Source organism: Collinsella sp. HCP28S3_E9 (genome assembly GCF_052065455.1).
In the GTDB taxonomy this organism is placed as follows: Bacteria; Actinomycetota; Coriobacteriia; order Coriobacteriales; family Coriobacteriaceae; genus Collinsella.
This window is the reverse complement of sequence record NZ_JBQHTZ010000001.1, coordinates 15707-41826: the sequence shown is the minus strand read 5'-3', so window position 1 is coordinate 41826 and position 26120 is coordinate 15707. Positions and strand designations below refer to the sequence as shown.

The 26120-nt window shown below is 65.0% G+C and carries 31 protein-coding genes, 1 tRNA gene and 1 pseudogene; 28 read left to right on the top strand and 5 right to left on the bottom strand.

Annotated features, from left to right (window positions below; all coding sequences use genetic code 11):
• Positions 1 to 113 precede the first annotated feature (113 nt).
• The 21 genes from ACTNA2_RS00235 to ACTNA2_RS00135 all read left to right on the top strand — a co-directional run bounded on the left by ACTNA2_RS00235 (position 114) and on the right by ACTNA2_RS00135 (position 15600).
• The gene (locus ACTNA2_RS00235) at positions 114 to 314 is read left to right on the top strand and encodes a hypothetical protein (RefSeq protein ID WP_441048185.1); all 201 of its coding nucleotides are present in this window, start codon (positions 114 to 116) and stop codon (positions 312 to 314) included.
• A 2-nt stretch (positions 315 to 316) separates the two neighbouring features.
• Positions 317 to 631, top strand: a complete 315-nt coding sequence (locus ACTNA2_RS00230) for an HNH endonuclease (RefSeq protein ID WP_441048184.1) — start codon at positions 317 to 319, stop codon at positions 629 to 631.
• A gap of 108 nt (positions 632 to 739) precedes the next feature.
• Positions 740 to 1189, top strand: a complete 450-nt coding sequence (locus ACTNA2_RS00225) for a hypothetical protein (RefSeq protein ID WP_441048183.1) — start codon at positions 740 to 742, stop codon at positions 1187 to 1189.
• 85 nt (positions 1190 to 1274) lie between these two features.
• On the top strand, positions 1275 to 2627 hold the full coding sequence (locus tag ACTNA2_RS00220) for a hypothetical protein (protein ID WP_441048181.1): 1353 nt from the start codon (positions 1275 to 1277) through the stop codon (positions 2625 to 2627).
• Positions 2624 to 4042, top strand: a complete 1419-nt coding sequence (locus ACTNA2_RS00215) for a phage portal protein (RefSeq protein WP_441048180.1) — start codon at positions 2624 to 2626, stop codon at positions 4040 to 4042. The genes ACTNA2_RS00220 and ACTNA2_RS00215 overlap by 4 nt, the downstream gene beginning before the upstream one ends.
• Complete coding sequence (locus ACTNA2_RS00210; RefSeq protein ID WP_441048179.1) at positions 4035 to 5318, top strand: VG15 protein; 1284 nt, start codon at positions 4035 to 4037, stop codon at positions 5316 to 5318. Before ACTNA2_RS00215 ends, ACTNA2_RS00210 begins: the two co-directional genes overlap by 8 nt.
• Before the next feature lie 73 nt (positions 5319 to 5391).
• Positions 5392 to 5476: transfer RNA gene (locus ACTNA2_RS00205), tRNA-Leu, on the top strand.
• Between the two features lie 102 nt (positions 5477 to 5578).
• Complete coding sequence (locus tag ACTNA2_RS00200) at positions 5579 to 6100, top strand: hypothetical protein (protein ID WP_441048178.1); 522 nt, start codon at positions 5579 to 5581, stop codon at positions 6098 to 6100.
• Positions 6101 to 6118: 18 nt separating this feature from the next.
• A complete protein-coding gene (locus ACTNA2_RS00195) occupies positions 6119 to 6964 on the top strand; it encodes a hypothetical protein (protein WP_441048177.1) in 846 nt (281 codons plus the stop codon).
• Between the two features lie 19 nt (positions 6965 to 6983).
• Entirely contained in the window at positions 6984 to 7325 is a 342-nt protein-coding gene (locus tag ACTNA2_RS00190; protein WP_441048176.1) for a hypothetical protein, read from the top strand.
• A complete protein-coding gene (locus ACTNA2_RS00185; RefSeq protein WP_441048175.1) occupies positions 7325 to 7729 on the top strand; it encodes a Gp19/Gp15/Gp42 family protein in 405 nt (134 codons plus the stop codon). The genes ACTNA2_RS00190 and ACTNA2_RS00185 overlap by 1 nt, the downstream gene beginning before the upstream one ends.
• Positions 7730 to 7792: 63 nt before the next feature.
• Positions 7793 to 8131 carry a hypothetical protein gene (locus tag ACTNA2_RS00180; RefSeq protein ID WP_441048174.1) on the top strand — a complete coding sequence of 113 codons (339 nt, stop codon included), beginning with the start codon at positions 7793 to 7795 and terminating at the stop codon, positions 8129 to 8131.
• Positions 8124 to 8411, top strand: coding sequence for a hypothetical protein (locus tag ACTNA2_RS00175; RefSeq protein ID WP_441048173.1), 288 nt, complete (start codon positions 8124 to 8126; stop codon positions 8409 to 8411). The genes ACTNA2_RS00180 and ACTNA2_RS00175 overlap by 8 nt, the downstream gene beginning before the upstream one ends.
• 6 nt (positions 8412 to 8417) lie before the next feature.
• Positions 8418 to 8762 (top strand): hypothetical protein, encoded by a 345-nt coding sequence (locus ACTNA2_RS00170; RefSeq protein WP_441048171.1) that lies wholly within the window; start codon positions 8418 to 8420, stop codon positions 8760 to 8762.
• Positions 8763 to 8781: 19 nt separating this feature from the next.
• Positions 8782 to 9360: a hypothetical protein gene (locus tag ACTNA2_RS00165; protein ID WP_441048170.1), complete on the top strand. Its 579-nt coding sequence runs from the start codon at positions 8782 to 8784 to the stop codon at positions 9358 to 9360.
• 63 nt (positions 9361 to 9423) lie between these two features.
• A complete protein-coding gene (locus ACTNA2_RS00160) occupies positions 9424 to 9717 on the top strand; it encodes a hypothetical protein (RefSeq protein WP_441048169.1) in 294 nt (97 codons plus the stop codon).
• A 41-nt stretch (positions 9718 to 9758) separates the two neighbouring features.
• The gene (locus ACTNA2_RS00155; RefSeq protein ID WP_441048167.1) at positions 9759 to 10112 is read left to right on the top strand and encodes a hypothetical protein; all 354 of its coding nucleotides are present in this window, start codon (positions 9759 to 9761) and stop codon (positions 10110 to 10112) included.
• A complete protein-coding gene (locus ACTNA2_RS00150; RefSeq protein WP_441048166.1) occupies positions 10113 to 12965 on the top strand; it encodes a tape measure protein in 2853 nt (950 codons plus the stop codon).
• Positions 12958 to 13794 (top strand): hypothetical protein, encoded by an 837-nt coding sequence (locus ACTNA2_RS00145; protein ID WP_441048165.1) that lies wholly within the window; start codon positions 12958 to 12960, stop codon positions 13792 to 13794. Before ACTNA2_RS00150 ends, ACTNA2_RS00145 begins: the two co-directional genes overlap by 8 nt.
• Positions 13785 to 14774, top strand: a complete 990-nt coding sequence (locus ACTNA2_RS00140) for a hypothetical protein (protein WP_441048164.1) — start codon at positions 13785 to 13787, stop codon at positions 14772 to 14774. Before ACTNA2_RS00145 ends, ACTNA2_RS00140 begins: the two co-directional genes overlap by 10 nt.
• Positions 14775 to 14781: 7 nt before the next feature.
• Positions 14782 to 15600 (top strand): hypothetical protein, encoded by an 819-nt coding sequence (locus ACTNA2_RS00135; RefSeq protein WP_441048163.1) that lies wholly within the window; start codon positions 14782 to 14784, stop codon positions 15598 to 15600.
• 934 nt (positions 15601 to 16534) lie between these two features.
• Here the strand turns inward: ACTNA2_RS00135 and ACTNA2_RS00130 are convergent.
• Positions 16535 to 16837 (bottom strand): annotated as a pseudogene (locus ACTNA2_RS00130) (hypothetical protein); the annotation flags it as partial.
• A gap of 375 nt (positions 16838 to 17212) precedes the next feature.
• Positions 17213 to 18082 (bottom strand): tyrosine-type recombinase/integrase, encoded by an 870-nt coding sequence (locus tag ACTNA2_RS00125; protein WP_441048326.1) that lies wholly within the window; start codon positions 18080 to 18082, stop codon positions 17213 to 17215.
• 99 nt (positions 18083 to 18181) lie between these two features.
• Here ACTNA2_RS00125 and ACTNA2_RS00120 point away from each other — a divergent pair, with 99 nt between their 5' ends.
• Genes ACTNA2_RS00120 through ACTNA2_RS00095 form a run of 6 tightly spaced genes read left to right on the top strand, consistent with a single transcriptional unit; the run spans position 18182 to position 20857 of the window.
• A complete protein-coding gene (locus tag ACTNA2_RS00120) occupies positions 18182 to 18589 on the top strand; it encodes a carbohydrate-binding protein (protein ID WP_441048162.1) in 408 nt (135 codons plus the stop codon).
• Between the two features lie 8 nt (positions 18590 to 18597).
• Positions 18598 to 19167, top strand: a complete 570-nt coding sequence (locus ACTNA2_RS00115; protein WP_441048161.1) for a carbohydrate-binding protein — start codon at positions 18598 to 18600, stop codon at positions 19165 to 19167.
• A gap of 13 nt (positions 19168 to 19180) precedes the next feature.
• The gene (locus tag ACTNA2_RS00110) at positions 19181 to 19489 is read left to right on the top strand and encodes a hypothetical protein (protein WP_441048159.1); all 309 of its coding nucleotides are present in this window, start codon (positions 19181 to 19183) and stop codon (positions 19487 to 19489) included.
• A 4-nt stretch (positions 19490 to 19493) separates the two neighbouring features.
• Positions 19494 to 19733, top strand: coding sequence for a holin (locus tag ACTNA2_RS00105; RefSeq protein WP_441048158.1), 240 nt, complete (start codon positions 19494 to 19496; stop codon positions 19731 to 19733).
• Position 19734: 1 nt separating this feature from the next.
• Complete coding sequence (locus ACTNA2_RS00100) at positions 19735 to 20553, top strand: N-acetylmuramoyl-L-alanine amidase (RefSeq protein ID WP_441048156.1); 819 nt, start codon at positions 19735 to 19737, stop codon at positions 20551 to 20553.
• A 1-nt stretch (position 20554) separates the two neighbouring features.
• Positions 20555 to 20857 (top strand): hypothetical protein, encoded by a 303-nt coding sequence (locus tag ACTNA2_RS00095; RefSeq protein ID WP_441048155.1) that lies wholly within the window; start codon positions 20555 to 20557, stop codon positions 20855 to 20857.
• Between the two features lie 881 nt (positions 20858 to 21738).
• On the opposite strand, the gene ACTNA2_RS00090 is transcribed toward ACTNA2_RS00095, so the two are convergent.
• From ACTNA2_RS00090 to ACTNA2_RS00080, 3 genes are all read right to left on the bottom strand, one after another.
• A complete protein-coding gene (locus ACTNA2_RS00090; protein ID WP_441048154.1) occupies positions 21739 to 23265 on the bottom strand; it encodes an FAD-dependent oxidoreductase in 1527 nt (508 codons plus the stop codon).
• A gap of 491 nt (positions 23266 to 23756) precedes the next feature.
• Positions 23757 to 24761, bottom strand: a complete 1005-nt coding sequence (locus ACTNA2_RS00085; protein ID WP_154518278.1) for a GGGtGRT protein — start codon at positions 24759 to 24761, stop codon at positions 23757 to 23759.
• An 18-nt stretch (positions 24762 to 24779) separates the two neighbouring features.
• Positions 24780 to 25514 carry an iron-sulfur cluster assembly scaffold protein gene (locus ACTNA2_RS00080; RefSeq protein ID WP_006235554.1) on the bottom strand — a complete coding sequence of 245 codons (735 nt, stop codon included), beginning with the start codon at positions 25512 to 25514 and terminating at the stop codon, positions 24780 to 24782.
• Between the two features lie 403 nt (positions 25515 to 25917).
• Between ACTNA2_RS00080 and ACTNA2_RS00075 the strand changes: the two genes are divergently transcribed.
• Positions 25918 to 26118 carry a hypothetical protein gene (locus tag ACTNA2_RS00075; RefSeq protein ID WP_441048153.1) on the top strand — a complete coding sequence of 67 codons (201 nt, stop codon included), beginning with the start codon at positions 25918 to 25920 and terminating at the stop codon, positions 26116 to 26118.
• Positions 26119 to 26120: the final 2 nt, after the last annotated feature.

The following is a 26120-nucleotide window of genomic DNA, read 5'->3' as shown; positions in this document are numbered from 1 at the left end:
CCCGCGCGGCATACGGGTCGGATGTGCGTGGAAGCACAGATGAGTGGCCGGGGTCCCCTTAGCAGTTCAGGGCCCCGGCCTTTCTGCGAAGCAACAACCTAATGAGGTGGGCCGTGGTAACACGCGAGGCTATCGTTCGCGCCGCAAGCCGGTACGACACCGTCATGGCGTGGGCATTCCGCCGCGCCCTGGGCATCGCCCGCCGTGCGGGCGGGCGCAAGTGCAAGGGGGCAGGCAAGGCCGTCGAGCGCCTGCGCTACGCGGGGCTCGAGGAGTGCATGGCTAACCTGGGTCGCTCTCCCGTGGAGCGCTAGCCGTGGCCACCAAGACCCGCTACGCCAACGGCCACGCCCGCCGGCAGGTGCGCGCCTGGCTCAAGGCGCAGGGGCTGCCGTGCCACATCTGCGGCATGGCCATCGACTACGACCTGCCTGCGGGCGACCCGATGAGCTTCGAGGTGGACGAGATCGTGCCCGTGTCCAAGGGCGGCTCGCCCATCGACCGCGCGAACGTAGCGCCGGCCCACCGGATCTGCAACGAGCGGCGCGGCAACAAGAGCCTCGCCGCATTGAACGGCTCGATATCGCCGCGCCCGCGCGACGTGGGCTGCTCGACCTCGCTGTCGTGGTGACGCGACCCTGGGGGATGGCCCCCTCCCCGGGGCCGAAGGCTCGCCCGTGGGCGTTGCGCCTTTTTTGCGCAGGCCCCGAAACCGAGTCCATACCGGGAGGTGCATGGAATGTCCACGAAGTCCACGAAGCCGAGGGGCAAGCCCTGGACAGCGGACGAGAGGGAGTTCGTCAGAAACGCGTACCCGGCGCTCGGACCTGCGGCTATCGCGAAGAAGCTCAAGCGGTCGCGCTCGGGCGTGTGTGCCCTCATCAAGAGGATGAAGGAGAGCGGCGAGATCGCCACCGGCGAGTCCACGGGGGAGTCCGTGGTCGCGGGCGTCTCGGCGCCCCCCGCGGACGGCCCGGACGGCCGCCAGGACACGCTCGGGAGGCTCCGGTGGGTGCGGCAGATCATCGAGCGACAGCTCTACGAAGCCGAGCCCAGCCAGGCGGCCCGGCTCGCCAAGGAGTACCGCGAGACGCTCGAGCAGATTGAACGGATAGAGGGGGCTGGGGAGGACGGTGGCGACGATGTCATCATCAACGCCGTCTCGGTCCTGCGCGACGTCCTCGGCTAAGCCGAGGCTCCGCCTCGTCCAGCCCTACGAGAGGTCCATCGGCTCCCTCGCGGTCGAGCTCGCCCCGACGATGGGATACAGGCTCGTGCCGTGGCAGGAGCAGCTCGCCCACGACATCGGAGCCGTGGACGCCAACGGAAAATGGGTCCACCCACGCGTCGGAATCTCCATACCGCGCCAGCAGGGCAAGTCCGTCGACATCATCGTGTGGGTCGCGGTCATGGCCGCGCTCGCCGGCTACAAGGTGCTCTGGACCGAGCACAACTACTCGACGACCATGGAGATGGTCGGCCGCTTCCGCAAGATCTTCGGGCGCCGTGTCGGCGACACGTCCGAGGGAATCCCGCGCTGGCGCAAGCTCCTGGTCGAGGTCTGCTCGCAGACCGGCCAGGAGTGGATGCGGTTCAGCTCAGGCGGCGTCATCCAGTTCTCGACGAGGACCAAGTCCTCGCGCCTGGGCTTCTCCTTCGATATCGTCATATACGACGAGGCCCAGGAGCTCACGGGCATCCACACCCAGGTCATCAACCCGACGACGACGTCCGGCGCGAAGCAAAACCTGATGATCGTGTACGCCGGGACGCCGACCCGCGCCGGCAACCCCGCCGAGGTGTTCAAGAACCTCCGGCAGCAGGCGTGGGAGGGCGGCGAGAAGGCGTCCGACCTGCTCTGGCTGGAGTACGGCGTCGAGGAGGTCGGCGACATCTGGGACGAGAGCCGATGGCCGGAGGTCATGCCCTCGCTCGGATACCACGCCGACATCCGCGCCATCCGCACGGGAATGAAGGACATGGACGAGCTGGGGGCCGCCCAGGAGTACCTGGGCTACTGGCTGCCCCCGCAGGAGCAGGTTGAGCCGCCGGTCATCGGCGCCGACGCATGGGGCGCGTGCCTCGTGGGGAGCGGCCCCGAGCTGACCGCCGGCTGCAGGATCTGCGCCGGCGTGAGGTTCAGCGCCGACGGCTCGACCGTCGCCGTGGCGTGCGCCGTGCGGCCGCCCGGCTCGCCGACCGTGCACGTTGAGCTTCCCTTCTGCGAGGACCCGGAGCCCAGCACGGACTGGCTGGCCTACTGGATCGCCGCGAGGGCGGGCAGGTACGCCTGCGTCGCAATCGACGGCAAGGCGGGCGCCGGCGCCCTGTGCGACAAGCTCGAGGGCATGGGCATGCCCAAGGACTACATCCTGCGCCCGAGCACCGACCAGGCCGTGACCGCGGCGAGCCTCATCTCGTCCGGCGCGAAGGCGGGCTCGGTCACGCACATCGCGTGCCCGGCGCTCGACCTCTCCGCCGAGACCTCACCCAAGCGCAAGATCGGCTCGTCGGGCGGCTGGGGCTTCGGCGGCGACAACGCCGCGCCCATCGAGGCCGCGGGTCTGGCGCTGCTCGCGCTCAACACATCGAAGAGAAAACCCGGAATGAAGGCGAGGGTCACTTGATCTCGATACCTTACGCCGTGGCGTCCGCCGACGGCCTGCTCGAGGAGGACCGCGAGACGGTGCGCTGCCTGCTCAACAGCTGGCAGACCCACTACAGGGGCAACCTCCTGCGCTCGGACTACTACGAGGCGCGCAACATGCTCAAGGACCTCGGCATCTCCGTCCCCGACTCGCTGCGCGACCTGGAGGTCGCGTGCGGCTGGGGCTACAAGTGCGTTGAGGTCATGCGCGACCATATCGCCTTCGACGGGTTCACGTGCCCCGACGACGAGGACTTCGACGGCCTGCTCACCTCCGTGGCCAAGCGCAACAACATGGCCACGCGCGTCGGCAAGGCCGTCAACTCCGCGCTAAAGTACTGCTTCTCCATGCTCGTGGTGACGTCGGACGAGGAGGGGCACGCCCGCATCTCGGCGTACCCGCCGACGCTGTGCACGGGCATCTGGGACGACGTGCACGAGTGCCTCTCCGCCGGCATGTTCGTGGTGTCCTTCGCCAAGGAACGGGGGATTCCCACGAACCGACCGGACTGGGTCAACGTGATGCTGCCGGACCGCATGGTGCGCATCCGCGAGGTGCGCCGAAACGAGTGGGCTGCCGAGTACGTGGAGCACGGCCTGGGAGCCGTGCCCATGTTCGTCATGCCCCACAACCCCGACGACGACCGGCCGTTCGGCGTGTCCAGGATCAACTCCGAGGTGCGCTGGCTCATCGACTGCGCCATGCGCGCCAACGTCAACGAGGAGATCGCCGCCGCGTTCGCCGCCTCGACCCAGAAGTACCTGCTGGGCACGGACGGCGACGCGTTCGCCGACAAGACCAAGTGGAGCGCCTTCATCGGCTCCATCTTCGAGGTCACCAAGACCGAGGACGGCACGATTCCGCAGTTCGGCCAGCTCACGCAGCCGAGCATGCAGCCCATGACCGAGCACTTCGGCAACCTGTGCAAGAGAATGAGCGCCGCGACGGGCATCCACGTGGGGCAGTTCGGCATCATGAGCGACAACCCCAGTTCCGCCGAGGCCATCTACGCCGAGAACGAGCCGCTCATCCTCAAGTGCAAGAGCTTCATCCGCGAGGCCAAGGCGGCGCTTGCCAAGGCCGCGACCGCCGCGGTCGCGACGGAGCTGGGGTGCTCCTACGATGAGGCGGAGGACGCCTGCGGCGTGTCCGTCCACTTCCTGAACCCCGCCATGCCGACGCTGGCCCAGCAGACCGACAGCTCCATCAAGCTCGCGTCTGTGGTCGAGGGCTTCGCCGGCACGCCGACCTTCTGGCGCCTCAACGGCCTCGATGACGACGAGGTGCGCAACGTCTCGTCCGAGATCAGGCGCAACGTGACGCGCTCGGCGGCGCTCGACCTGATGGCGGGCGTCACCCAGGCGGCGGAACCCGCGCCGCCCGCCGATGATTAGCGCGGCGGAGTTCGCGGCCTACAACCGCGCCGTGGCGAAGATAGGCGACAGGGCGGCATCCGACGTGGAGGCCTCCGTGCTCGCCTGGTGCCGCGCCCACGAGGGCGCGACCGTCGCCGAGAAGCGCGAGGCCGCGAAGCTCATCATGGAGGGCTTCGTCCAGGGCTACGACGACGTCGCGGCGGAGTTCGCGGCGCAGTGGTACGACGGCCTAGCCGAGCGCAACGGAGCCAGGCTGCAGCAGGCCGTCACCATGACGACGTACAAACCGAAGTCCGTCGACGAGGTCGCGCGCTACCAGGCGAAGAAGCTCGTGAAGGGCGGTGACGCGGCGTTCGCCAGGGCGTGCGGCGAGTACGCCCGTAACGACGCGTTCCGCAGCCTGAACGAGACGATCATCTCCAACGTGGGCCGCGACAAGGACCGCGGCGTGCGCTTCGCGCGCGTGCCGACGGGCTTCGAGACCTGCACCTTCTGCATCATGCTCGCGAGCCGCGGCGCTGTCTACCACACGCGCAAGTCGGCCGGCGAGTTCAAGCACTTCCACCGGAACTGCGACTGCAAGGTCGTCCCCGGCTTCGAGGACGACCCGGACGCGGAGCTCGTGGAGGGAGTGAGGCCGGAGGAGCTGCGCGACCTTTGGGTCCGGTTCAAGGAGGTCGAGTCCTGGGGGCTTCCTAAGGTGCAGGAGAACGCCCTCAAGGCGGCATGCATCGATGCGGCAGGGGGCGAGGCGTATCGGGTCGCGATCGGCGGCGAGACGCTGGCCGACTATCTGGACGCCGGAATCAAGGACGCACTCAAAAGGTTCAGGAGAGAAAAGACGACGCTTTCGTACGACGCTAACGTCGGTGGGTTCCTCTCATGCCTTGGCGATGTCTACGACATCCAGCTTGGCGGAGAGCGTTTCATCAACAGTCACGGCAGATGCAACGGTGCAGACCCGAATGGAGAGGAACTGTGGATCGCGGTGAAGGCTCGCATGTCTGGAACTTTCCTCTATGCCAGCCACGAGCATCCGAGCGTTGACTTCGAGTCGGAAGACGGACTCGTGGAGTTTAAGACTCCCCGCTCCATTGGCAAGATTAACAGCCTGCTGTTGAATGCGTCCAAGAAGTTCGTTGCTTACCCAGGCAGGGAAAAGGCCGCGGTAGTCAGCCTGATCAGATTGCCGGAGGCGGAGGAGGGTGCGCTCGACTCGGCCGGCAACTTTACCGGAGACGGCACGCTCGACGAGGTCATGGTGCTTGGACAAGACGGAACACGTCTCAAATAAAAAATGGACGGCGATACTCTGCCCAGGTTCCTAACCCGGGGGGTGTTCGCCGTCCAAGACAAATATACCACACCGGGGCGTGGCGGAATGGCAGACGCGCGTGCCTCAGGAGCACGCGGGCTTCGCCCGTGCGGGTTCGAGTCCCGCCGCCCCGACCAAAACGTTGAACCAGGCCATCCGCACGGGTGGCCTTTTTCATGCCGAAAAGCGCCCCGCACGGGGCAAGACGATGCCCCGCACGGGGCGGAAATGGAGGGAGCATGGCCCAGGAGACCACGCCCGCCGAGACCGAGCCGACCGAACCTGCACAGGGCGGAGACACCGGTCAGGAGCCAGACTACAAGGCGCTCTACGAGAACGCGCTGAAGGAGTCGCGCAAGTGGGAGGCCCGATCGAAGGCGAACCTCAAGGAGCTCGACGAGCTCAAGGCCGCGGCACCCAAGGCGGACCCGACCGTTGAGGAGCGCCTGAGCGCGCTCGAGAGCGAGAACGCCGCCCTCAAGGCGAGCGCCGCCCGCTCCGCGCTCGTCGACTCCGTGGCCAAGGCCACCGGACTCGACCGCTCCATCGTGGCGACGCTCAACGGCGAGGACGAGGACGCCCTCACCGAGCAGGCCAAGGCCGTGGCGGCCATCACGAAACCGGCCGGCGGCGCGCCGATGGCGCCAGAGGCCGGCGGCAAGCCCAAGCCCGGCAAGCCCTCCAAGAAGGACATCCTCGGAATCGAGGACAAGAAGGAACGCATGGCGGCCATCGCCGCCAACATCGACCTCTTCAAGTAAGGGGAGAAAGGGGCCCCAATGCCCGATATCAAGACCCTCGCAGCCGCGCGCAACGTCGACCTCGTGAACACGTTCACCAAGTCGCTGGAGAAGCTCACGGCTATGCTGTCCACCTGCGCGCCCATCCACGCCGCCGTGGGCGAGACCCTGCACCAGAAGAAGATCACCGGCAAGCTCTCCGAGGCCTCCTACACCCCCGGCCAGGATATCCCGCTGTCCAGCTACTCCTACGAGGACGTCAAGACCTACGAGGTGACGCTCAAGCCCTACCGCAAGCAGACCACGCTGCAGGAGGTCAAGAAGCGCGGCTACGACGGCGCCGTCGACAAGACCGATGCCGCGATGATCTCCGACATGCAGCGCAACATCAAGAAGGACTTCGTCGCCGCGCTCGGAGCCGAGGGCACCACCGCCGCGACCGGAAAGAGCCTCGTGGCCACCGCCGCGAACGCCTGGGCAGCCCTGTCCAACCTCACCGAGGAGTACGGCTTCGGCAGCGGCGAGACCGTATACTTCGCCAACCCGGTCGACTTCGCCAAGCAGATCGGCGAGTCCGAGGTCTTCAGCGCCTTCGGCATCTCCTACATCGAGAACTGGGCGGGCCTGGGCACGCTCGTCTCCACCGGTTCCGTCGCCGCTGGCACGATCTACGCCACCGTCAAGGACAACATCAAGGTCTACGTCGCCCCGACCGACGGAGACGACCTGTTCGGCTTCTACACTGACGAGAGCGGCTACATCGCCGTGTCCCACTCGCCCGAGCTCAAGAGCCTGACCTACGACACCGTGGCCTACGTCGGCCTCGTGTTCTTCGCCGAGTACATCGACTTCGTGGTCAAGGGCACCATCGCCCCGACCGCCTAGGCAACCCTAAGGAGCATCCATGATCGCTTTGGTCACCTACCCGTACCGTGACCGCGAGACCCTCGCGGTGCATCTCGCCGGGGAGGAGGTCGAGCTGACCGACGAGCGCTTCGCGGAGCTGTCCGCCGGCGGCCACGTCGACCTCCCGCCCGCCGGGCCCGAGGCTAGCGCGGAGCCCGTCGAGGACGAGGCGGACGAGGGCGAGGACGTCTTGGACGACGAGCCGGAGCAGCCCGTGCGCGAGAAGCCTTCACCCGAGATGACCGTGCAGCAGCTGCGCGATGCCATCGAGGCCGCCAACGGCTTCGCCCCGCGCAAGGCGACCAAGGCGGAGCTCGCCGCCATCCTGGAGACGCTCTAGTGGACGCCTTCGCGACCGTCGCCGACTATGAGGCGCGCTGCGGTGCCGCCGAGGACGAGGCCAGGGTTGCCGCGCTGCTCGAGGATGCCTCGGCGTACCTGCGCGGGGCATATCGGCGCCGTATGGGTGTCCAGTACCTCGCCGGCTCGAACCCCACGTTCGATGAGAACGTGAAGTCCGTCTGCGTGGCCATGGTCGCCCGGGCGGTCAACGCGCCCGGCGCCATGGCCGGCATCACCCAGCAGTCGCAGACGACCGGGCCGTACTCGGCGAGCGTCACGTTCGCCAACCCGACTGGCGACCTCTACCTGGGGCGCTCCGACCTCAAGCGGCTCGGCCTGGCCGGGTGCCGCGTGCGCAGCATCCAGGCCGTGACCGCCGCTGACAGGAAGGGGGAGGCATGATCCCGATGCCGGGGATACCGACCGAGACGTACGCGATCATCGTCCCGACGGCTGGCGATGACCATGTTTAGCCTCATCCCCACGGAGCCGGTCACCGTCATCCGCCCGAGCATCGAGCGCGACGACCTCGGCGAGCCCGTCGAGGTGGGGGTCGAGCGCGAGGAGGTGCGCTGCGTCGTGTGCCCGGGGGCGACCTCTGACATGGACGCGACGCGCCCGGAGGGGGTCACCGTGGCCTTCACGCTCCACTTCCCCAAGACCTACGCCGGGAGCCTGCGCGGCTGCTCGGTCGAGGTGCGCGGCGAGACCTACGACGTAGTGGGCGACCCGCAGCGCACGACCGAGGCGGCGACGCCCGGCCCCTTCAACATGGCCGCGGAGGTGACCCGCGCAGATGGCTAGCGTCAAATTCGGTAAGTTCAAGATGAGCCGCGCGGGATACGCCGCGCTCATGGACTCCCCCGGGGTCCAGTCCGTCATCGAGCGCAAGGCGAAGGCCGTCAAGTCATCGGCCGACGCTGGCCTCTCCCACGGCGGCTACGACTACGAGGACCACGAGGTGAAGGAGTTCCGGGGCAAGCTCGCGCGCGGCAGGGTCGTACGCACCAAGACCGACCAGGCCCGCTACAGCGAGGCCAAGCGCAAGACGCTCTCCAAGGCGCTGGGCGCGGCGAGGGGGTAGCAGCGAATGGACATCGAAGCGACCGTGGCGCGCAGGCTCTCGAAGGCCGTCGGCGTGCCCGCGTACCTCGAGGTGCCCGAGGGGGCACCGGACAGCTTCATCACCGTCGAGCGCATCGGCGGTGGCGGCTCGATGTTCGAGCCGTGCCAGCTCGCCGTCGACTGCTGGGCCAAGAAGAAGCAGAGGAAGGCGGCGCAGGCACTCTCCGAGAGGGTTGGCGCCGCCGTCTACGACCTCGACGAGGAGCCGAACGTGTTCCACCCCGAGGTCACCAACACCTACCGGCAGAACGACCCGGACACGGGCCGCTCTCGCTACATCGTGCAGATCCAGCTGTGGGTCTGCGAGTAGACAAGAAAGGGGCCTGCGAATGGCAGAAACCAACACCAACAACCAGGCGAACGTCAGCTCAGCAAAGGGCGTGAAGGGCGGCTACATCTTCTCCGCGCCCGTGGGCACGGACCTGCCGACCGACATCGAGACCAAGCTCGACCAAGCTTTCAAGTGCCTCGGCTTCATCTCAGAGGACGGATACGTGGAGACGGTCGACGAGGACTCAGACGACATCCCCGACATGAACGGCGACGTCATGGACTCCACCAACTCCAACCGAGTCGAGTCCGCCCAGCTCACGCTCGCCGAGATCAAGGCCGAGACCCTGAAGCGCCAGTACGGCGAGAACAACGTCACCGACACCAACGGCATCATCACCGTCAAGCACAACTCAGATTCCCACCCGACCTTCGCCTACGTGCTCGAGCTGGTGCTCAAGAACGGCCGACGCTGGCGCAAGGTCGTGCCCAAGGGCAAGTCCTCCGAGCTGGACGACCTCACCATCGCGAGCTCCGAGCTGTGCCAGCGCGCGCTGACGATGAAGTACCTGACCGACGAGCAGGGCAACACCTGCTACGACTACTACGAGTCCACGGAGACCACCAAGGCCGCCTAGGACTGATGACGGGCGGGCGCGCCGCGCCCGCCCTTTACCCGACGAAGAGACAAGGAGCGGCGAATGCCGACTAAGAAGAAGCACGATACCGTCGAGTTCGATTTCCGCGGGCTGACGTTCGAGGTGGACAAGACGGCGTTCGCGTCGCTCAAGGTCCAGACGGCCCTCAACCTCGGCGAGCGCGACCCCAGGGCCGCTAACGAGGCCATGGACATCGTCTGCTGCGGCCACCTGGTCGACTACATCGGGCGCATCCCAGACGCCGATGGCAACGCCCCCGACGAGCTGGGGTGCTCCGCCGATGACTGGTCGGCCTTCACCTCAGCGATGGCGGAGGCCATCTCGGCAAAAAACTGACCGGCTTCGCCCGCGACTGGCTCTGCCACCGCGAGGACACGGTGGCTGACTTCAGGCAGTTCTACGGCATCGACCTCCCACTGGAGGCCGGGGACGAGGACTGCCGCCGCTGGGCGATGCTGTGGCACGCGCTTCCGCGCGAGTCGAGGACGGCGAGGCGGCAGAGCCCGGCGCTCGAGTGGAGCGAGGGCGAGTACATGCTCAACCAGGCGGTCTACTACCTCAGGCTCCTGGCGTGGAGGCAGTGCACCAAGGACGGCCAGAAGGGGCGGCGTGCCCCCCAGCCGCCGAAGACCCCGGGCGAGAGGGCGGACGCCGAGCGGCGGCGCGCCAACGCGGAGCGCTCGCGCGGCGAGATAGACAGGATTCTCGGCATCCCGGAAGGGGGTGTGTAGATGGCAGTTAACGTCGGCTCGGCGTCCGTGACGATCATGCCCACCATGTCGGGCTTCGCCGCGAAGATGGACAGGGAGCTGGGCGGCGCGGGCAAGTCTGGCGGCGCGGCCTTCTCCAAGGAGTTCGGCGGCGCAGCGCAGCCTGGCGGCGGGTTCCTCGGGAAGTTCAGGAGCGCGGGCACGCAGGCGGGCTCTTCCATGGGCGAGTCCGTGGGCAAGGGCATCTCCGCCAAGGAGGCTGCCATCGCTGGCGCGCTCGGCGGCCTCGCCTCGACCATCGGCTCCAAGCTCATAGGGGCCGTCCAGGGCCTCATGGGCGAGATCGCCGACGCATCGGACTCGGCTCAGAAGTTCGCGAGCACGCTGAGCTTCGCTGGCCTCGACGACTCGGCCATCAGGCAGCTCACGGCCTCGACGCAGGCCTACGCGGACGAGACGGTCTACGACCTCTCCGACATCCGCAACACGACGGCGCAGCTCGCCGCGAACGGCGTGGACAACTACGCCCAGCTCGCCGAGGCGGCTGGCAACCTCAACGCCGTGGCCGGAGGCAACGCCGACACGTTCAAGTCCGTGGGCATGGTCATGACCCAGACTGCTGGCGCTGGCAAGCTCACCACCGAGAACTGGAACCAGCTCTCGGACGCCATCCCTGGAGCCTCAGGCAAGCTGCAGGAGGCCCTGAGGGCGAACGGCGCGTACGCGGGCGACTTCCGCGAGGCCATGGAGAAGGGCGAGATCTCCGCCGAGGAGTTCAACCGCTCCATCATGGACCTCGGCATGACCGACGCGGCCAAGCAGGCGGCCACCTCCACCGCCACCATCGAGGGCGCCATGGGCAACCTCGAGGCGGCCGGCGTCAAGGCGGGCATGGTCCTGCTCGACGCCTTCAAGCCGCTCATCACGGGCGGCATCAACGGCGCGACCGACACCATCGCCGCCGTCACGGACGGAGTGTCGGCCTTCGTCGCCTCGTGCGAGCAGAACGGCGCGGCACAGACCCTATCGGACATCATCGGGCAGCTGGGCACCGCAGCGGGCAACGTGGGCGGCGCGCTCGGCGGCCTCGCGCTGTCCCTGCTCGGCGTGGAGCCGTCCGGGGATGCCGCCAAGGACGCGGCGGACGGCCTGAAGAAGGCCCTGAAGGCTGCGAAGCCGGTCGTCAAGGGCGTCTCGGACGCCACCGGGTGGCTCAAGGACCACGCGAGCGAGGCCGCGCCCTACGTGAAGGGCCTCGCCGTCGCGTTCGCGGCCTTACGCGTGGCCAAGGGCGTCGCGGGCTTCGTCTCCGCCTTCTCGGCAGCCGTCGGCGGCACGGCCGCCGCCGGCGTCTCGGCGGGCCAGATGCTCGCCTTCGGCGCGGCCGTGCTCATGGTGGGCGCGGGTGTGCTGCTCGCGAGCGCAGGACTGCTGGTCCTCGCCAACGCGGCCGTCATGATCGCGTCGTCCGGCCCAGCCGCCGCCATCGCCATGGCGGCCATGGTCGGCACGGTGGCCCTGCTCGCCGTGGGCGCCGCCGCCCTAGGCCCCGCCCTCACGGCGGGTGCCGTCGGCATGGTCGCATTCGGCGCGGCCATCGCCCTCGTCGGCGCGGGCGTGCTGCTCGCGGGCGCGGGCATCCTCGTCCTCTCGACGGCGCTCCCCGCGGTCTCCATGTACGGGGCGTCAGCCGCGGTGGGCATCGCCGCCCTCGGCGCATCGATGCTCCTGCTCGGCCCGGGCGCCATCGTGGCCTCCGTGGGGCTCCTGGCGCTCTCCGTCGCCACGGTCGCCGTGGCGGTGGGCGTGGCGGCACTGGCCGTCTCGGCCGTCATGGCGGGCGTCGGGCTCCTGCTCCTCGGGGCCGGTGCGCTCGTGGCGGGCTCGGGGCTCGCGCTCTGCGCGTCGGGAGCGCCCCTCGTTGCCGCGTCCGTCATGGTCATCGGCCCGGCTTCCATCCTCGCGGGGACGGGCCTCATCCTCCTCGGCGCTGGGGCCATGGTCGCCTCCGCTGGCGTCATGCTCCTCGCGGGAGGGGCGACCCTCGCAGCGGGCGGCGTCACGCTCCTCGCGGGAGGCATGGCCGCCCTCGCGGCGGCGGTGACAACCGTGGCGGCGGGCCTCAAGACGTCCGCCTCCTCCCTCAAGACCATGGGCACGGCGATGCCCAAGGTGGCCTCCGGCGCGCCGGGTGCCGCGGCGGGCCTCGCAGCAGTCGCCGCCGCGGCGGTCGCCGCAGCCCCGGGGCTCCTCGCGGGGACCCCGGCCCTCGCGGCCTTCGCCGCCACATGCGGCACCGCCGCCTCCGCCGCGCTGGTGCTCGCCGCATCCATCGCCTCGGTGGGGGCGAACGTGCGCTCGAGCATGTCCTCGGCGTCCTCAGCGGTCTCCGGGTTCGGCAGCAAGTCCACGAGCGCCTTCCGCACCTTCGCGGACTCCGCGAGGACGGCGGCGAGCGCCGCGAGGCTCTCGATCATGGGGGCGTGCCGCCAGATGAGCGCGCAGGTGGGGTCGCTCAGGCTCACCCTGCCGCGCATCCAGGTGGGCGCGCTGCCGCACTTCTCCATGACCGGAAAGTTCGACGCGCAGTCCGGTTCCGTGCCCTCCGTGCACGTGAACTGGTACGCGTCCGGCGGCGTCTTCTCGTCGCCGAGCGTCATCGGCGTCGGCGAGGCGGGCGACGAGGCCGTCATCCCGCTCAGGCCGAGCGTCCTTCGCGGCATCGGCGAGGGCATCGGTCCCGCCGGGGGCGATCCCTCGGAGGTCATCGAGTGGCTCGACCGCAAACTCCCCGCGATCATCCAGAGGTACACCCCGGTCACGCTCGAGCGCGACCTCGACAGGCACGTGAGGGCGGTGATGGCTGGTGCATAGGCTCACCTACACCTCGTCGACGGGCAGGGTAGTCGAGCTCGACGCTGCCGGTGCCTACGTCGGCACCGCGCCGAAGCTCAGGAGCCGCGAGTGGTCCTACGAGCTGTCGTGGAGGAGCGCCTACGGCGTCTCCCGCGACGCCCGCGAGGCCACGGTCGACGCCTACCTCAGCTCTGGGGCGGCCGACGCCCTGCGCGAGCAGGCCGACCGCGACATAGCAGACTCGTCGCCCGGCAGGCTCACCTTCGACGGCGAGTGGTACCAGAGGGCCTACCTCGCCAAATCCGACGTGTCGGAGGTGTACGGCAGGCGCGGCATCAAGGCCGAGCTGACATTCCTGCTGCTCGACGGCGCGTGGAGGCGCGAGGTCACTACGGGCTTCTACGCCAACGAGGTGTCGGACGGCTCCGCGCTCGACTACCCGCACGACTTCGACTACGACTACGGCGGGAGCGGAGCTAACCGCACGATCACCGTGGCCGGGCTGGTCCCCGCCTACTGCAGGCTGACGGTCTACGGCCCCGTGACGAACCCGCGCGTGACCGTGGCGCAGGGCGAGTTCTCGAACACCTACAGCGCCAAGGTGGCCGTGCCGGGCGGCTCGCGCCTCGTCATCGACGGGTCGAGCTACCCGAAGGGCATCCAGCTCATCGGCACCTACGGCGAGGTCGAGGACCGCTTCGCCGACGGCGTGCGCGGCGAGGGCGCGGGCTCCGGCTCGTACTGCTTCGAGCCGCTGCGCCCCGGCACCTCGACCGTGTCGTGGGACGGATCTTTCGGCTTCGACATCACGCACTACCAGGAGGAGGGCGAGCCGCCGTGGAGCTGATAGTGGCGGACAGCGCGGGCAAGACCCTATTCCCGCTCGCAGACTTCGATCTGGACATGGACGCGGGCTGGGGCGACGGCGTGGACAACACGTTCGACCTCATCGTCCGCGACCCCGACGCGCCGCTCCCCGGGGCCGCCTGGCGCGTGTTCGCCGACGGCACCGAGATGGGCGGGCGCGTCGAGGGCTTCGAGCTGAAGACGGGCCGCACCTCATCGGAGCTTCACTGGAAGGGCTCCACGTGGTCCGGCGTGCTGGCCAAGCGGCTGCTGTGGCCGGACGCCGGGCAGGACTGGCTCACGCTCTCCGGCGACGCGAACGCCGTGCTCAGGCAGGCGATCAAGCGCCTGGGGCTGGCGTCGTTCTTCTCCGTGCCCGACGTTGACGCCGGCGTCTCGGTGGGCTACAGGTGCTCGCGCGACGTGCCGGACGCCTGGACGAACCTCCGCCTTGCCATGAGGTCGGCGGGGCTGCGCCTCGACGCCAGGTGGGTCGACGGCTCCTGCAGGCTGCGGGCCGTGCCCGTCACCGACTGGCGCGGGCGCGTGGACTCGGACCTCGTGAGCTTCGACCTCACGAGCGACCTGATCGTCACGAACCACCTCAAGGCGGCGGGTAAGGGCGACCTCGCCTCCCGCCAGGTCGTGGACGCCTACGCCGACTCCAAGGGCAACGTGGGCACGTCAAAGGCCATGGCGGGCGTCTTCGAGCTCGAGGAGTACTACGACGCCAACAACAGCGAGGGGGACGACCTGCGAGACCAGGCCATGGACCGCCTCAGGGACATGCAGGCCGAGGGCGGCGTCAAGGTCACCGTCGGCGAGGGCGTGAGCTTCGGCCTCGGCGACATCGTGGAGGCAAGGCACTACTCGCCGAACGTCACGGTGTCGGTCGAGGTGTCGAGCCGCGTCACGACCGCAACGGGCGCCGGGGCGTCGGTCACATACGGGGCGACCCCAGGCACGACGAGGATAGGATAGGAGAGACATGGAGCTAGTAACAGGCAAGGCGGGAGTCCCGCACGTCAGCTCTGCCGACGACGGCCGCCGCATCGCGGGAGAGGTGGGCGCGGGCAGCTACGTCCTGCAGACGGGAGGCAGGCTCGCCCCATCGCTCGTGGACGCGAACACGGTGCGCTTCGCGACCGGCGACATGATCGTGCAGGGCCGGCACATCGGCATCACGTCACCCGAGGACGTGAAGGTGGCGAGCGGGTCTCAGGGCAAGAAGCGCATGGACTACATCTGCGTCCACTATTCCCGCGACGTGAGCGGCACGAATCCGACCCTCGTGGAGAACGTGGAATGGACCGTTCTGCGGGGCACCCCCGGCACGGACGCGACCGCGCCCTCGGTGCCGAGCGGGTCTATCCTGGACGGCGATGCTGACGTGACCGTGCCGATCTGCTCGGTCACGTTCGACGGGCTGACCACGGGCCAGCCGAAGCTGCTCATCCCGGAACTGACCCCGCTCGCGACCCTCGGGGATTCCGTATCCCAAAACGATGACTGGTACGTAGTCAAAGTCGGTAACGGGGCAACTATGTTGTTTACCAGTAAAAACATAGCTGTAATCAATTTAGAGAAGCGCGAATATGTCTACAGGTACAACCTTCCCAAAGATTGTGGAACGCCGATTTCTGGCTTCTGCAACGTAAACCAATTTAGAGCGTCTAATCCGCGAGTTACGTTCTTAGAAAATGGTGTAGTTCAAGTTGTAATCCCGATAACAACACCAACATCAAATGGTACGGCGAGTGATCCCTATTACATTCCTTTTGATGTGGCCGTTATATGTGTTAAGTAGCATTCCGTATCCTATACTGTACGCACGATAACATTTTCCGCAAACAATCAGTACGGAGCGTTATATTACGGCGAGTTCGATACGGAAATCAAAGCCAGAAATTTCGTGCTCGCCTTTCCACTGTCAGGCGTGCGATTTATTCGCCCGTCGAAGCAATCAACAACGAATAAACAGCGTTGGATGATAGCGCAGACTTACTCGGGCAATAACGAGTCCATCGATGTAATGTTTTGCTGTTTCTAGCATTCCGTATCACCTAACGTTTTCGCGATCAGCCAAACTCACCTTGGAAATCAACTCACGATTACCCCAAACAGAAACTGCTCCATATACGTCAGGGCTATTCTCCAAGGCGTACACGGATACGCAGGAGGTGCATGCTCGTGTGGTATTGCGTGCGACAATCTGAATGCGCTATGGATGTGCTTAGCATCGATAAATGGAGGAGACCTGGTCAAAAGGCCCATGATTACTGAGGCAGTCTTTAACGATGCAAAGGCAGGCATAACCTATACGTTCACGCGTAAGGATGTAGGCAACTTTCAGGTTGCAGGGGATATGAGAATGTTCGCAGTATGCATCTAGATCACGTACGCCGGGTATCAAATATTGACGGACCAGCAGACTAGTACGTGCGATCGAGCGGTGTTGCTCGAAGTGATGAAGTCGTATACATTGACATAGCCTCCTGTGCCAACAGACATAAGGCCTGTGCGGTCTCCTGCGTAGATCTGTATAGAGCAAGCTATATAAAGTTGCATGTCAGGTCGCGCCCACTCGGGAAGGCCGTTGGGAAACTCCCTCCGTTTCCGAAGCGGTCGAGATCAGAACTGATGTAGCACACACCGCGTACACCTCTGTATTTAATATACTGTCCGTCGCTTCCCGACCACAAGGTTAACCATGTAGTGTCCTTGCATACGAAATGCTATTCCTATAAGCACCTCGCAAAGATGTGCTTGACCCCTCGGGTTCCCAATTGGACGAAGCCGACGGTGAAGGTATAACTCTCTCCCGACCGCGCTTCCGACGCTATGAGCAGCGCGTGCATGGATCTTCCGACAGTGTTTCCGCCGTAGATGCTTCCATCCACCCTCACGAGCTCAACTAGCCCGGAAGGGCATCGAAGGGAGATGGACGCGTCCTTACCGTCGTATCCCCACTGATTCTCGTACCATGCCTCCACCTCGATGATGCCTTCGCGCTGCGCGACCACGGTGAGCTTATCCGTACCTTTCGATGAGAAGTAGCTCGGGGTTACGGAATGCTAGCGGTATCCAAAAACGGCGTTGATGGCCTGAAGTCCACTCAAGTCGGCCTGAATATCCTTCCCGGAGATAATCAACCGGCCGCAATTGCCCGAGACGGACCGCGCGATGGACGAACCCGAAACCTCGATCATCTCCGAGGAGATGTAGTGAGCGTTGTTGACCTTTGAATACACATGGTCCGAGAGGATCACTTGACGGTCTCGGCTCGGGCGCACACGGGTGCTTCGCCCGCGACCGTAAAGGATGTCCACGAACTGGAAGTTGGAGACGGGCTCCGATAGCGAGATGCTCTCGGTCGACCCCAGGTCGCTCGCGAATAACGTAGTCGGGGATACGGAATCCTAGCCCCCGAGTATCAGCCGCTCAACCACTTTCTGCGCATCCTTGCAGATGCGTGGCCTTGGCACGATGTAGTGCTCGTATGCCGTCCCGATGTCGGTATGGCCAAGCATCATGGCCACAGTCTCGATACCCACGCCGGCCTCGACCGCGAGCGTCGCCCATGTGTGTCGGCACTCCGTCATCGAGGTCCAGGCGGCTCCTGCTTGGCGACATGCGGATTTGATGTGCCGCGCGATAGCATCGGGCGACAGCTCGCACAGCCAGCCCGAGCGACCCTTGCGCAGTGCCCTCAGGCGCCTGACGGCGAAGCGGGGGAGCCAGCAGGACCTGGCCGAGCGCTCCGTCTTGGGCGCCTCAATGACCTCGCGGCCATGGACCACCTGCCGGGAGCGACGAATGCGGACCTCTCCGGTTCGCAAGTCGATGTCTGACCACTTGAGGCCGCACGCCTCGCCGCGCCGCAGCCCGAGGGTCACCGAGCAGATCGCCACGGCCTCGCACTCGTGTCCCCACAGGGCACGGAGGTAGTCGCGGACCTGGCCGGCCTCCATCGTGCGTGGGCGGTGCGCCGCCTTGCGGGGAAGCTCGACACCGGCGGCGGTGGGGTCGTACATCCTCACGCCGAGCCTGCGTATGGCCCAGCGGATAACCTGCCGCAGGGTCTTGTAGGCCTTCTCGGCCGCGCCGGCGAGCTCGAACCCGTCGACCCATGCCTGTATGCCCTCGGGCGCGATCGCCTCCAGCTCCGTCTCCCCCCATCGGGGCAGCACATGGAGCGTGAGTGCGCTCTCGTACCCGGCAAGTGTGCAGGCGCGCAGCCTGCCGCGCTTGTCGTCCATGTACCTCGAGGCGGCCTCTGCAACTTTCATCATGTTCTCCAATCCCGCAAATCCCAGACGCGTGGGCTCTCAAGGAGAGGATACGCGCGTGGGATTTCTACCACGAGAGGTCGAGAGAAAGGAGTCTAAATGGCATTGATCGGGACCCTTGTCGGGCCCGCAGTGCGCCTGGCGACAGACGGAAGGGGTCTCCCGATTCTCGCGTCTGATGAGCCCGAGGTCCCCGATGGCTTCAAGGCGGTCATGTCGTATGAGCAGCGGGGCGGCTACATCTTCCAAGTATGGAGTGTCGTGCCAGACGGTGTGCTCGATGACGCGGTGCGGCTTGCTGCCATGGTCGCCGAGACTCTCGGTGATGAGGACGCGCTGAAGGTGCTCCAGCTCATCCGGCCGTGGTATGTGGGTGAGGCCTCGTATGCCGCCGGCGCGCGCGTGGCATATGGAGACGACCTCTACAAGTGCCTGCAGACGCATGCGCCCCGTGTCGGATCTGAGCCCGACACGTCTCCGGAGCTTTGGGAAAGAATCGACCATTAAGGAGAAAAATGCTTTACGGACAATTTGTATCAGGGTCTGTCTACCTGACAACGGACGGCTCCGGCCTGCCGATTCGCGAAGCGGAGGAACCAAACCCCGGAGCCGGTTACCACACGGTGCTCTCCTATGAGCAGCATGACGGAGCCATCTGGCAGGTGTGGACTCTCGTTCCCGATGCAGGAACTCCTCAGGACGCTTCCATCATGCTCGCCCAGATTCAGGCGGCCGCCCTCTCAGACGATGACGCGTTGAAGGTTCCGGCGCTCTATCCGCCATACATGTGCGGCCACGTCTACGCACAGGGAGACCGCGTGCTCTGGCAGGGTACGCTCTACAAGGCCATCTCCGGCCACACGGCGACCTCCGCGGACCCTGCATCCGACCCCCAGCACTGGACGAAGGTCGTTGCGTCCACGGCCGGTGGCGCTGACGTCACCGAGTGGGTCGGCGGCAAGACGTATGCCAAGGACGACCGAGTCACCAAGTACGGAAGCGTCTACGAGTCTCTGATGGACGGCAACACCATCGAGCCGGGCACGTTCGGCAGCGACGGCGCGTGGAAGCAACTGACTGCCTAGTGGAGGCGCGCGAATGGAAGAACTAGCCCGCGTGGCCGTCCAGTGGGCCGTACCGGTTGTCCTCGCGGCCCTCGCGGGTGCGCTCATGCGCCTGTACCGGCTCATGGACGCGATGCAGGAAGGCACTCGGACGATGCTGCGAAGCCGCCTCGTGGACCTCCATGAGCGCTACGTGGTGAGCGGCAATGGTTGCCCCGACTGGGTCAAGCAGGAGGCCTCGCAGGTCTACGGGGCCTACCACGGCATGGGCGGAAATGGCACCGGCACCCACTACTACCAGGAAATCGTCAACGCCCCCATCAGGGGAGAATCGGAGGACTAGCATCATGGAGAAGTACGAGGAATGGGCAATCGCTGCCCTCACCCGCGCCGTCAAGACGGCTGCTCAGACGGCGGTGGCGCTCATCGGTACCGGGAGCGTCGGATTCACGGACCTCGACTGGGTGCAGGCCGCGAGCGTGGCGGGCGTCGCCGCCGTCGTGTCGCTGCTAACCAGTGTCGCGACCGACCTGCCAGAGGTTGGCGGCGCGCAGCCGGGACCGTCTCACGAGGGCGGCGAGGAATAGCATGGCCAAGCTGTTCGTCATCTGCGGGCACGGCGCCGGCGACCCCGGCTGCAGCGCCGGCGGGTACACCGAGGCCGAGCGCGTGCGTGCGCTCGGTAGGCGCATCAAGGAGCTTGGCGGCGATCGGGTGGTGCTTTGCGACACTTCGCGCAACTGGTATGCGGACGGCGGGCTGAACAGCCTCAAGGCTGACGGTCCCGTCGTTGAGCTGCATATGGATGCCAGCGGCCTCAAGACACCTCACGGTGCCCATGTGATCATCAGCTCGAAGTTCAGCCCGGACGCCTACGACAAAGCGCTGGCGGACAAGCTGTCCGCGTTCATGCCTGGTCGAGCACAGAAGCTCGTCAAGCGATCCGACCTCGCCAACGTCAACAGGGCTGCCGCACGCGGCATCAACTACCGCCTGTGCGAGAACGGCTTCATCGACAACGGCGGTGATCTGCAGAAGTTCAACTCCAACATCGACGAGCTGGCCCGGATCTACCTCGAGAGCTTCGGTATCAAGGCATCGAATACCGCGACCGTTCAGCAGGCACCTGCGAAGCAGACGAACCAGCAGGCGGCTGAGACCGAGAGCTTCGGAGGCCGCTATCGCTGCACCGTCTTCAAGCTCAACGTGCGCTCGGCGCCGTCTCTCTCCGGGTCCGTGGTGGCCTCCTACAGCAGGGGGCAGACTGTCGTGCTCGACGACTGGTATAAGTCCGCGGACGGCTTTATCTGGGGACGCTATACCGGCGGCAGCGGGAAGATCCGCTACATCGCCGTTGGCCGCGCCACCGGCAAGCCCGAGGCCGACGACTACCTCATCAAGGAGTGACATGAGGACCAGCGACAAACTGCTCGGCGTCATCTACGCCATCGCGGCGGTTCTCGCCATGTTCGCGGCCATCGTCGTTGTCTGCTCGCTCGCGCGTCCGGATGATGCGGGCGCCGTAGGCGTCGCCACGGTCATGGATCAGTCCGACGGGCCGCTCTACGACCTTCCGCAGAACGTGAACTCCTATATCGCCCTCGAGCGCTCGACGAACCGCGCCTACATCGTGGTCGAGAGCGCCCGCGGCATTGCGATCACGCCGTACCTCGACGAGGACGGCGACCAGGTGATCATCGACAGGCCATAAGCGCTAGCCCCTCCCCGGCAGACTTGCCGGAGAGGGGCTTTATGCATGACTCTATAACCGTAAATATCCGTTCTCCAATGCCGCTTGAGTAAATCTGGGACGACCGCGATAATCGCAACCTGCAGTTTTGCTCGTAGTTCGTTTGCCAGAAATGCTCGTTCAAGACTCTTAATCCCAAGGTCCAGGGTTCGACCCCCTGACGGCCCACCAAAGCATGTTAAGGCGGTCAGCGAAAGTTGGCCGTCTTTTTTGTTGACCTTGCATGGGGTCGAACCCGAAAGGGTGCGGAGCTGAGGAAATGCGTAAGCATTTACCAGCGCAGCGCGCAAGGCGCGAAGCGCCGCAGCGGCCGCCTGCGTAGCAGGCTGACCCCCTGACGGCCCACCAAAGCATGTTAAAGCGACTGGCTTAGGCTGGTCGCTTTTTTGTTGACCTCGCATGGGGTCGAACCCGAAAGGGCGCGGAGCTGAGGAAATGCGTAAACATTTACCAGCGCAGCGCGCAAGGCGCGAAGCGCCGCAGCGGCCGCCTGCGCAGCAGGCTGACCCCCTGACAGCCCACCAAAGCATGTTAAGACGGTCAGCGAAAGTTGGCCGTCTTTTTTGTTGACCTCGCATGGGGTCGAACCCGAAAGGGCACAGACGCTTTACAAGTCGAGCCTGCCCTGGGGGTCGGTGAATCCGTCTGTGCCCTCCTTGAGTTTTTTCTCGTCTGCTTTCACGCGACGTTCGAGCTTCTTTGTATCCTCGGCAGGCGGTAGATTCTCGGGGACAATTCCACGGTCGATGAGGCTGCCACGTACAATGGACCCCGTGCCACCTCGAGCTCACGGGGCCCATAGATATCGATTAGTTGTGTTCTGCTTTAGATGAGTGTCCAGTTTAGTCCGCTCGATAGTGCGATCCGAGGCTTTCGGTTCGCTTGCGCATGGCTTTGACCATTTCCTGTGCTAGTTGAATCTGCGATTGCAGGCGGGCGAGGGCTGCGATTTCGCTGTCCTGAGCTTTCTGTGTGCTGAAGGTCGTTGCCTCCGTCTTCAAGCCCTCAAGCTCTTGCAGCGCCTTGGATAGGCCCCCTTCGGTGCGGTTGATCATGCAATAGGTACTCATCGTGTGCTTAAGGCCGCGGGTCAGGCGCTCGGCGTCTGTTGTGGCAATGCCATGCTGGGGGAGGGCGACATCCGCCTTTGGGGCCACCTCAGGTGCATTCTGTGCTGCTTGGGCTGCCGAGGCGCCCGCGATGCGTCCAAACACGATGCCGTTGGCGCTTGACAGGCCACCAATGCGATCGGCCCCGTGCATGCCGCCTGTCGCCTCGCCGCAGGCATAGAGGCCCTCAACGCCCGTGTACGCGGTCTTGTCGATTTTGATGCCGCCATTGGCGGCGTGGGCATACATCGCCACACGCATCTCGTCGGTCGGCGCGATGCCGTGCTCGTCTTGTAGCCAGGTGGCAAAGGTCTGCACAAACTCGGGGACGTCCTCGCGGGGGAAATCGTAGTGGAGCGCCAGACCTTCGGCACCCGTTTGATCGATGGCAAGATCGATGGCGCGGGAGGCCAAGCGCGAAGTGAAGGGGCCATATCCGGAGCGTTGCTCAAGTAGATCGTCCAGCTTGTCGTCGGCGATATCGACCGGCTGGTCTACATGTACGTAGCGCCAGGTCTTCTCGTTAAAGACAAGGTTGCGCTTGGGCTCGATGAAGCCCGGCATCATCTGCATGAACTCTATATTAGTGAGCGTTGCGCCGTGTGCCAGCGCGATGGCCTGCGAGGAGCTGAGCACGTCGGCGGAAGTGAGACTGCGCTCGAACAGGCCACCCGTGCCGCCTGCAGCGATGATAGTGGCCTTAGCTGCCATAGGCACGAGATGCCCGTTTGTGCGGTCGTAGAGTACGGCGCCGATAATCTTTCCGGTCGTGTCCTCAACAAGGTCGATTAGCTCGTGGCGGGGGAACAGGCGAATGCCGAGAGACTTGATCTGGGCCGTACACGCGTCCTCAAGGGGCTTGCGGGTGAGGCCGCGCCAATTGCGTGTCTTATGGTCAAAGCAGGGGATAAATTGCTTTTGCTGGGCGCTCTCGGCGCTTTGCGGGCGTTGGAGCTCAACACCTAGATCCTGCTCGAGCCATTGGATGGCCTGGGGAATACCGTGGACGAACGTCTGGACGAGCGTAGGGTCGGCGACACCGCCGCCGACGCCTTGGATGGTGTCGATGAGGTCCTGCTCGTCGTCTTCGTTAACGGGACCGATGAGACCTAGGCCCCAGGTGCCCGGGAAAAAGCTCGATCCGCTCATGGTCTTGCCGGCGCTTGCGACGGCAACGGTTGCGCCCGCGCGCGCCGCTTCTATGGCGGCACAAAGGCCCGCAATGCCAGATCCTATTACCAGTACATCAGTCGATTCCATGGGATTCCTTTCTCGTCCGGCGCATTTTCGCATGGGTGATCGACTAATGCGACGCAAAGGCCGCGCTATTCGGTAAAGGGCGAATATGGCAGGTGGACGTCATACGCATTCGCTGGCTTCGTCTCCGGGCATCTCGTATTTCGCTGCAACTGATATATCGGACATCTATTTTGGATTAGTCAATTTGAGACGGGGCTTTACGAGCTGTCCTGCGCCTCGGGTCGATCCGCTCGCCACGAAATGGGCCTATCTACTACGTTTGAGCGGTCACCCCCAACCATACCGAGAATTACAAAAATAAAACCGCAGGTAGACGGCTTATTGATTTTCAAAAAACCCGGCTATGGTCGAGCTGCGCGGGTTAAACGTGGTAGATGGGCCGTTTTCGTGGAGCAATCCAAAGCGATTGGCTGTTTTGGAATAAAAAAGAGCCGCTATCCGGGTGGATAGCGGCTCCGAAGCTCAACTATATGAGCATCGCGCGGGCGCGATTAGGCCTTGAGGGCCTCCTCGACGGCGACAGCGCAGGCGACGGTGGCACCGACCATGGGGTTGTTGCCCATGCCGATGAGACCCATCATGTCGACGTGCGCAGGCACGGAGGAAGAACCGGCGAACTGGGCGTCGGAGTGCATGCGGCCCATGGTGTCGGTCATGCCGTAAGAGGCAGGGCCGGCGCCCATGTTGTCCGGGTGCAGGGTACGGCCAGTGCCGCCACCAGAGGCGACGGAGAAGTACTTCTTGCCAGCCTCGATGCGCTCCTTCTTGTAGGTGCCAGCGACGGGGTGCTGGAAGCGCGTGGGGTTGGTGGAGTTGCCGGTGATCGAGATGTCGACGTTCTCGTGCCACATGATGGCAACGCCCTCACGGACGTCGTCGGAGCCGTAGCAGTTAACGGCAGCACGGGGACCATCGGAGTAGGGGATGGTCTCGACGACCTTGAGCTCGCCCGTGTAGTAGTCGAACTGGGTCTTCACGTAGGTGAAGCCGTTGATGCGGGCGATGATCTGGGCGGCGTCCTTGCCCAGACCGTTGAGGATAACGCGCAGCGGCTTCTTACGAGCCTTGTTGGCGTTCAGAGCCAGGCCGATAGCGCCCTCAGCGGCAGCGAAGGACTCGTGGCCGGCCAGGAAGGCGAAGCACTCGGTGTCGTCGGAGAGCAGCATAGCGCCCAGGTTGCCGTGGCCCAGACCGACCTTGCGGTCCTCGGCGACGGAGCCGGGAACGGTGAAGGCCTGGATGCCCTCGCCGATGATGGCGGCAGCCTCAGAAGCGTTCTTGGCGCCACGCTTGACAGCGAGAGCGCAGCCGAGGGTGTAGGCCCACTCAGCGTTCTGGAAGGCGATGGACTGGGTGTTGTTGACGATCTCACGCGGGTTGAAGCCCTTGTCGGTGCAGATCTGCAGAGCTTCCTCGAGGGAGGCGATGCCGTTGTCGGCGAGGCACTTGTTGATCTTGTCAGCGCGGCGCTCGTAACCTTCGAACGTAACAGTCATAGTTATTTCCCTCCCTTTCTACTCGTGAACCGGGAACACGCTGGCGACGGAGTGAGTCTCCTCGTCGGTGCGCGGGTCGATGTACTTGGCAGCGTTCTCCCACTGACCATAGTGGCCCATGGCGCCAGCGATGGCCTCCTCGGGGGTCTTGCCGGCCTTGACGGCGTCGGTGAACTTGCCGAGGTTCAGGAACTCGAACGCGATGATCTCGTTCTTGTCGTTGAGAGCCATGCGGGTGACGTAGCCCTGAGCGAGCTCGAGGTAACGAGCGCCCTTGGCCTTGGTGCCGAACATGGTGCCGACCTGAGAGCGAAGGCCCTTGCCGAGGTCGTCGAGGGAGGCGCCCACGGGCAGGCCGCCCTCGGAGAACGCGGTCTGGCTGCGGCCGTAAACGATCTGCAGGAAGATCTCGCGCATAGCAACGTTGATGGCGTCGCAGACGAGGTCGGTGTTGAGGGCCTCGAGGATGGTCTTGCCGGGAAGGATCTCGGAAGCCATGGCAGCAGAGTGGGTCATGCCCGAGCAGCCGATGGTCTCAACGAGGGCCTCCTCGATGATGCCGTCCTTGACGTTCAGCGTGAGCTTGCAGGCGCCCTGCTGAGGTGCGCACCAACCCACACCGTGCGTAAGACCGGAGATGTCGGAAATCTCCTTAGCCTGGACCCACTTGCCCTCCTCGGGGATGGGTGCGGGGCCGTGGTATGCACCCTTGGCAACGGGGCACATGTTCTCCACTTCCTGTGAGTACTGCATGCCTCTCCTCTCTATCGTGTTGGCGTCCCGTCTGGAGGTCGTGGCTGGTGATTGCCGGGCGACCCTTCGAAAGGGACATGACATGCAGCCCCTATAATACCGCGAAATGCACGGAATATTCGGCGAACGGCGCAGTTTTCGTAACGAGAAGCGCGGAACTTTCAATTGAAACGATTTAACAAGGTGGTTTGCGGTTATGCGTTACGTTTTAGGGGGTCAGCTTTGGTCAAGTATTTGGTTAGTTCTTGCCCCTGTTGCGGTGTCTAGCCTGTGGTTATGATGCCTTTCGCCGTCGGTTTGCCGCCTTTTACCGTCGACGGGTGCCATTTTGCGTGAATGTTTTGATGGCACGTTTCAATCGTGATGTATTGGATGGTAAGCAGGTCCCGGCGAAGGGAGCGCCATGCAGCGTGTTTGGAAAACGATCACCGGTTTTTACCATGTCTGTGCCCGCGGTATGGGCAGTCAGCTGATCTTTGAGAGCGACGAGGACCGGTGGGAGTTTTTGGAGCTGATGCGCGACTGCTGCCGCGATGCCCAGGTAACGATTGTGGCGTGGTGCCTCATGGGCGACCACGTGGATCTGGTACTTTTGGAGTTATGAGG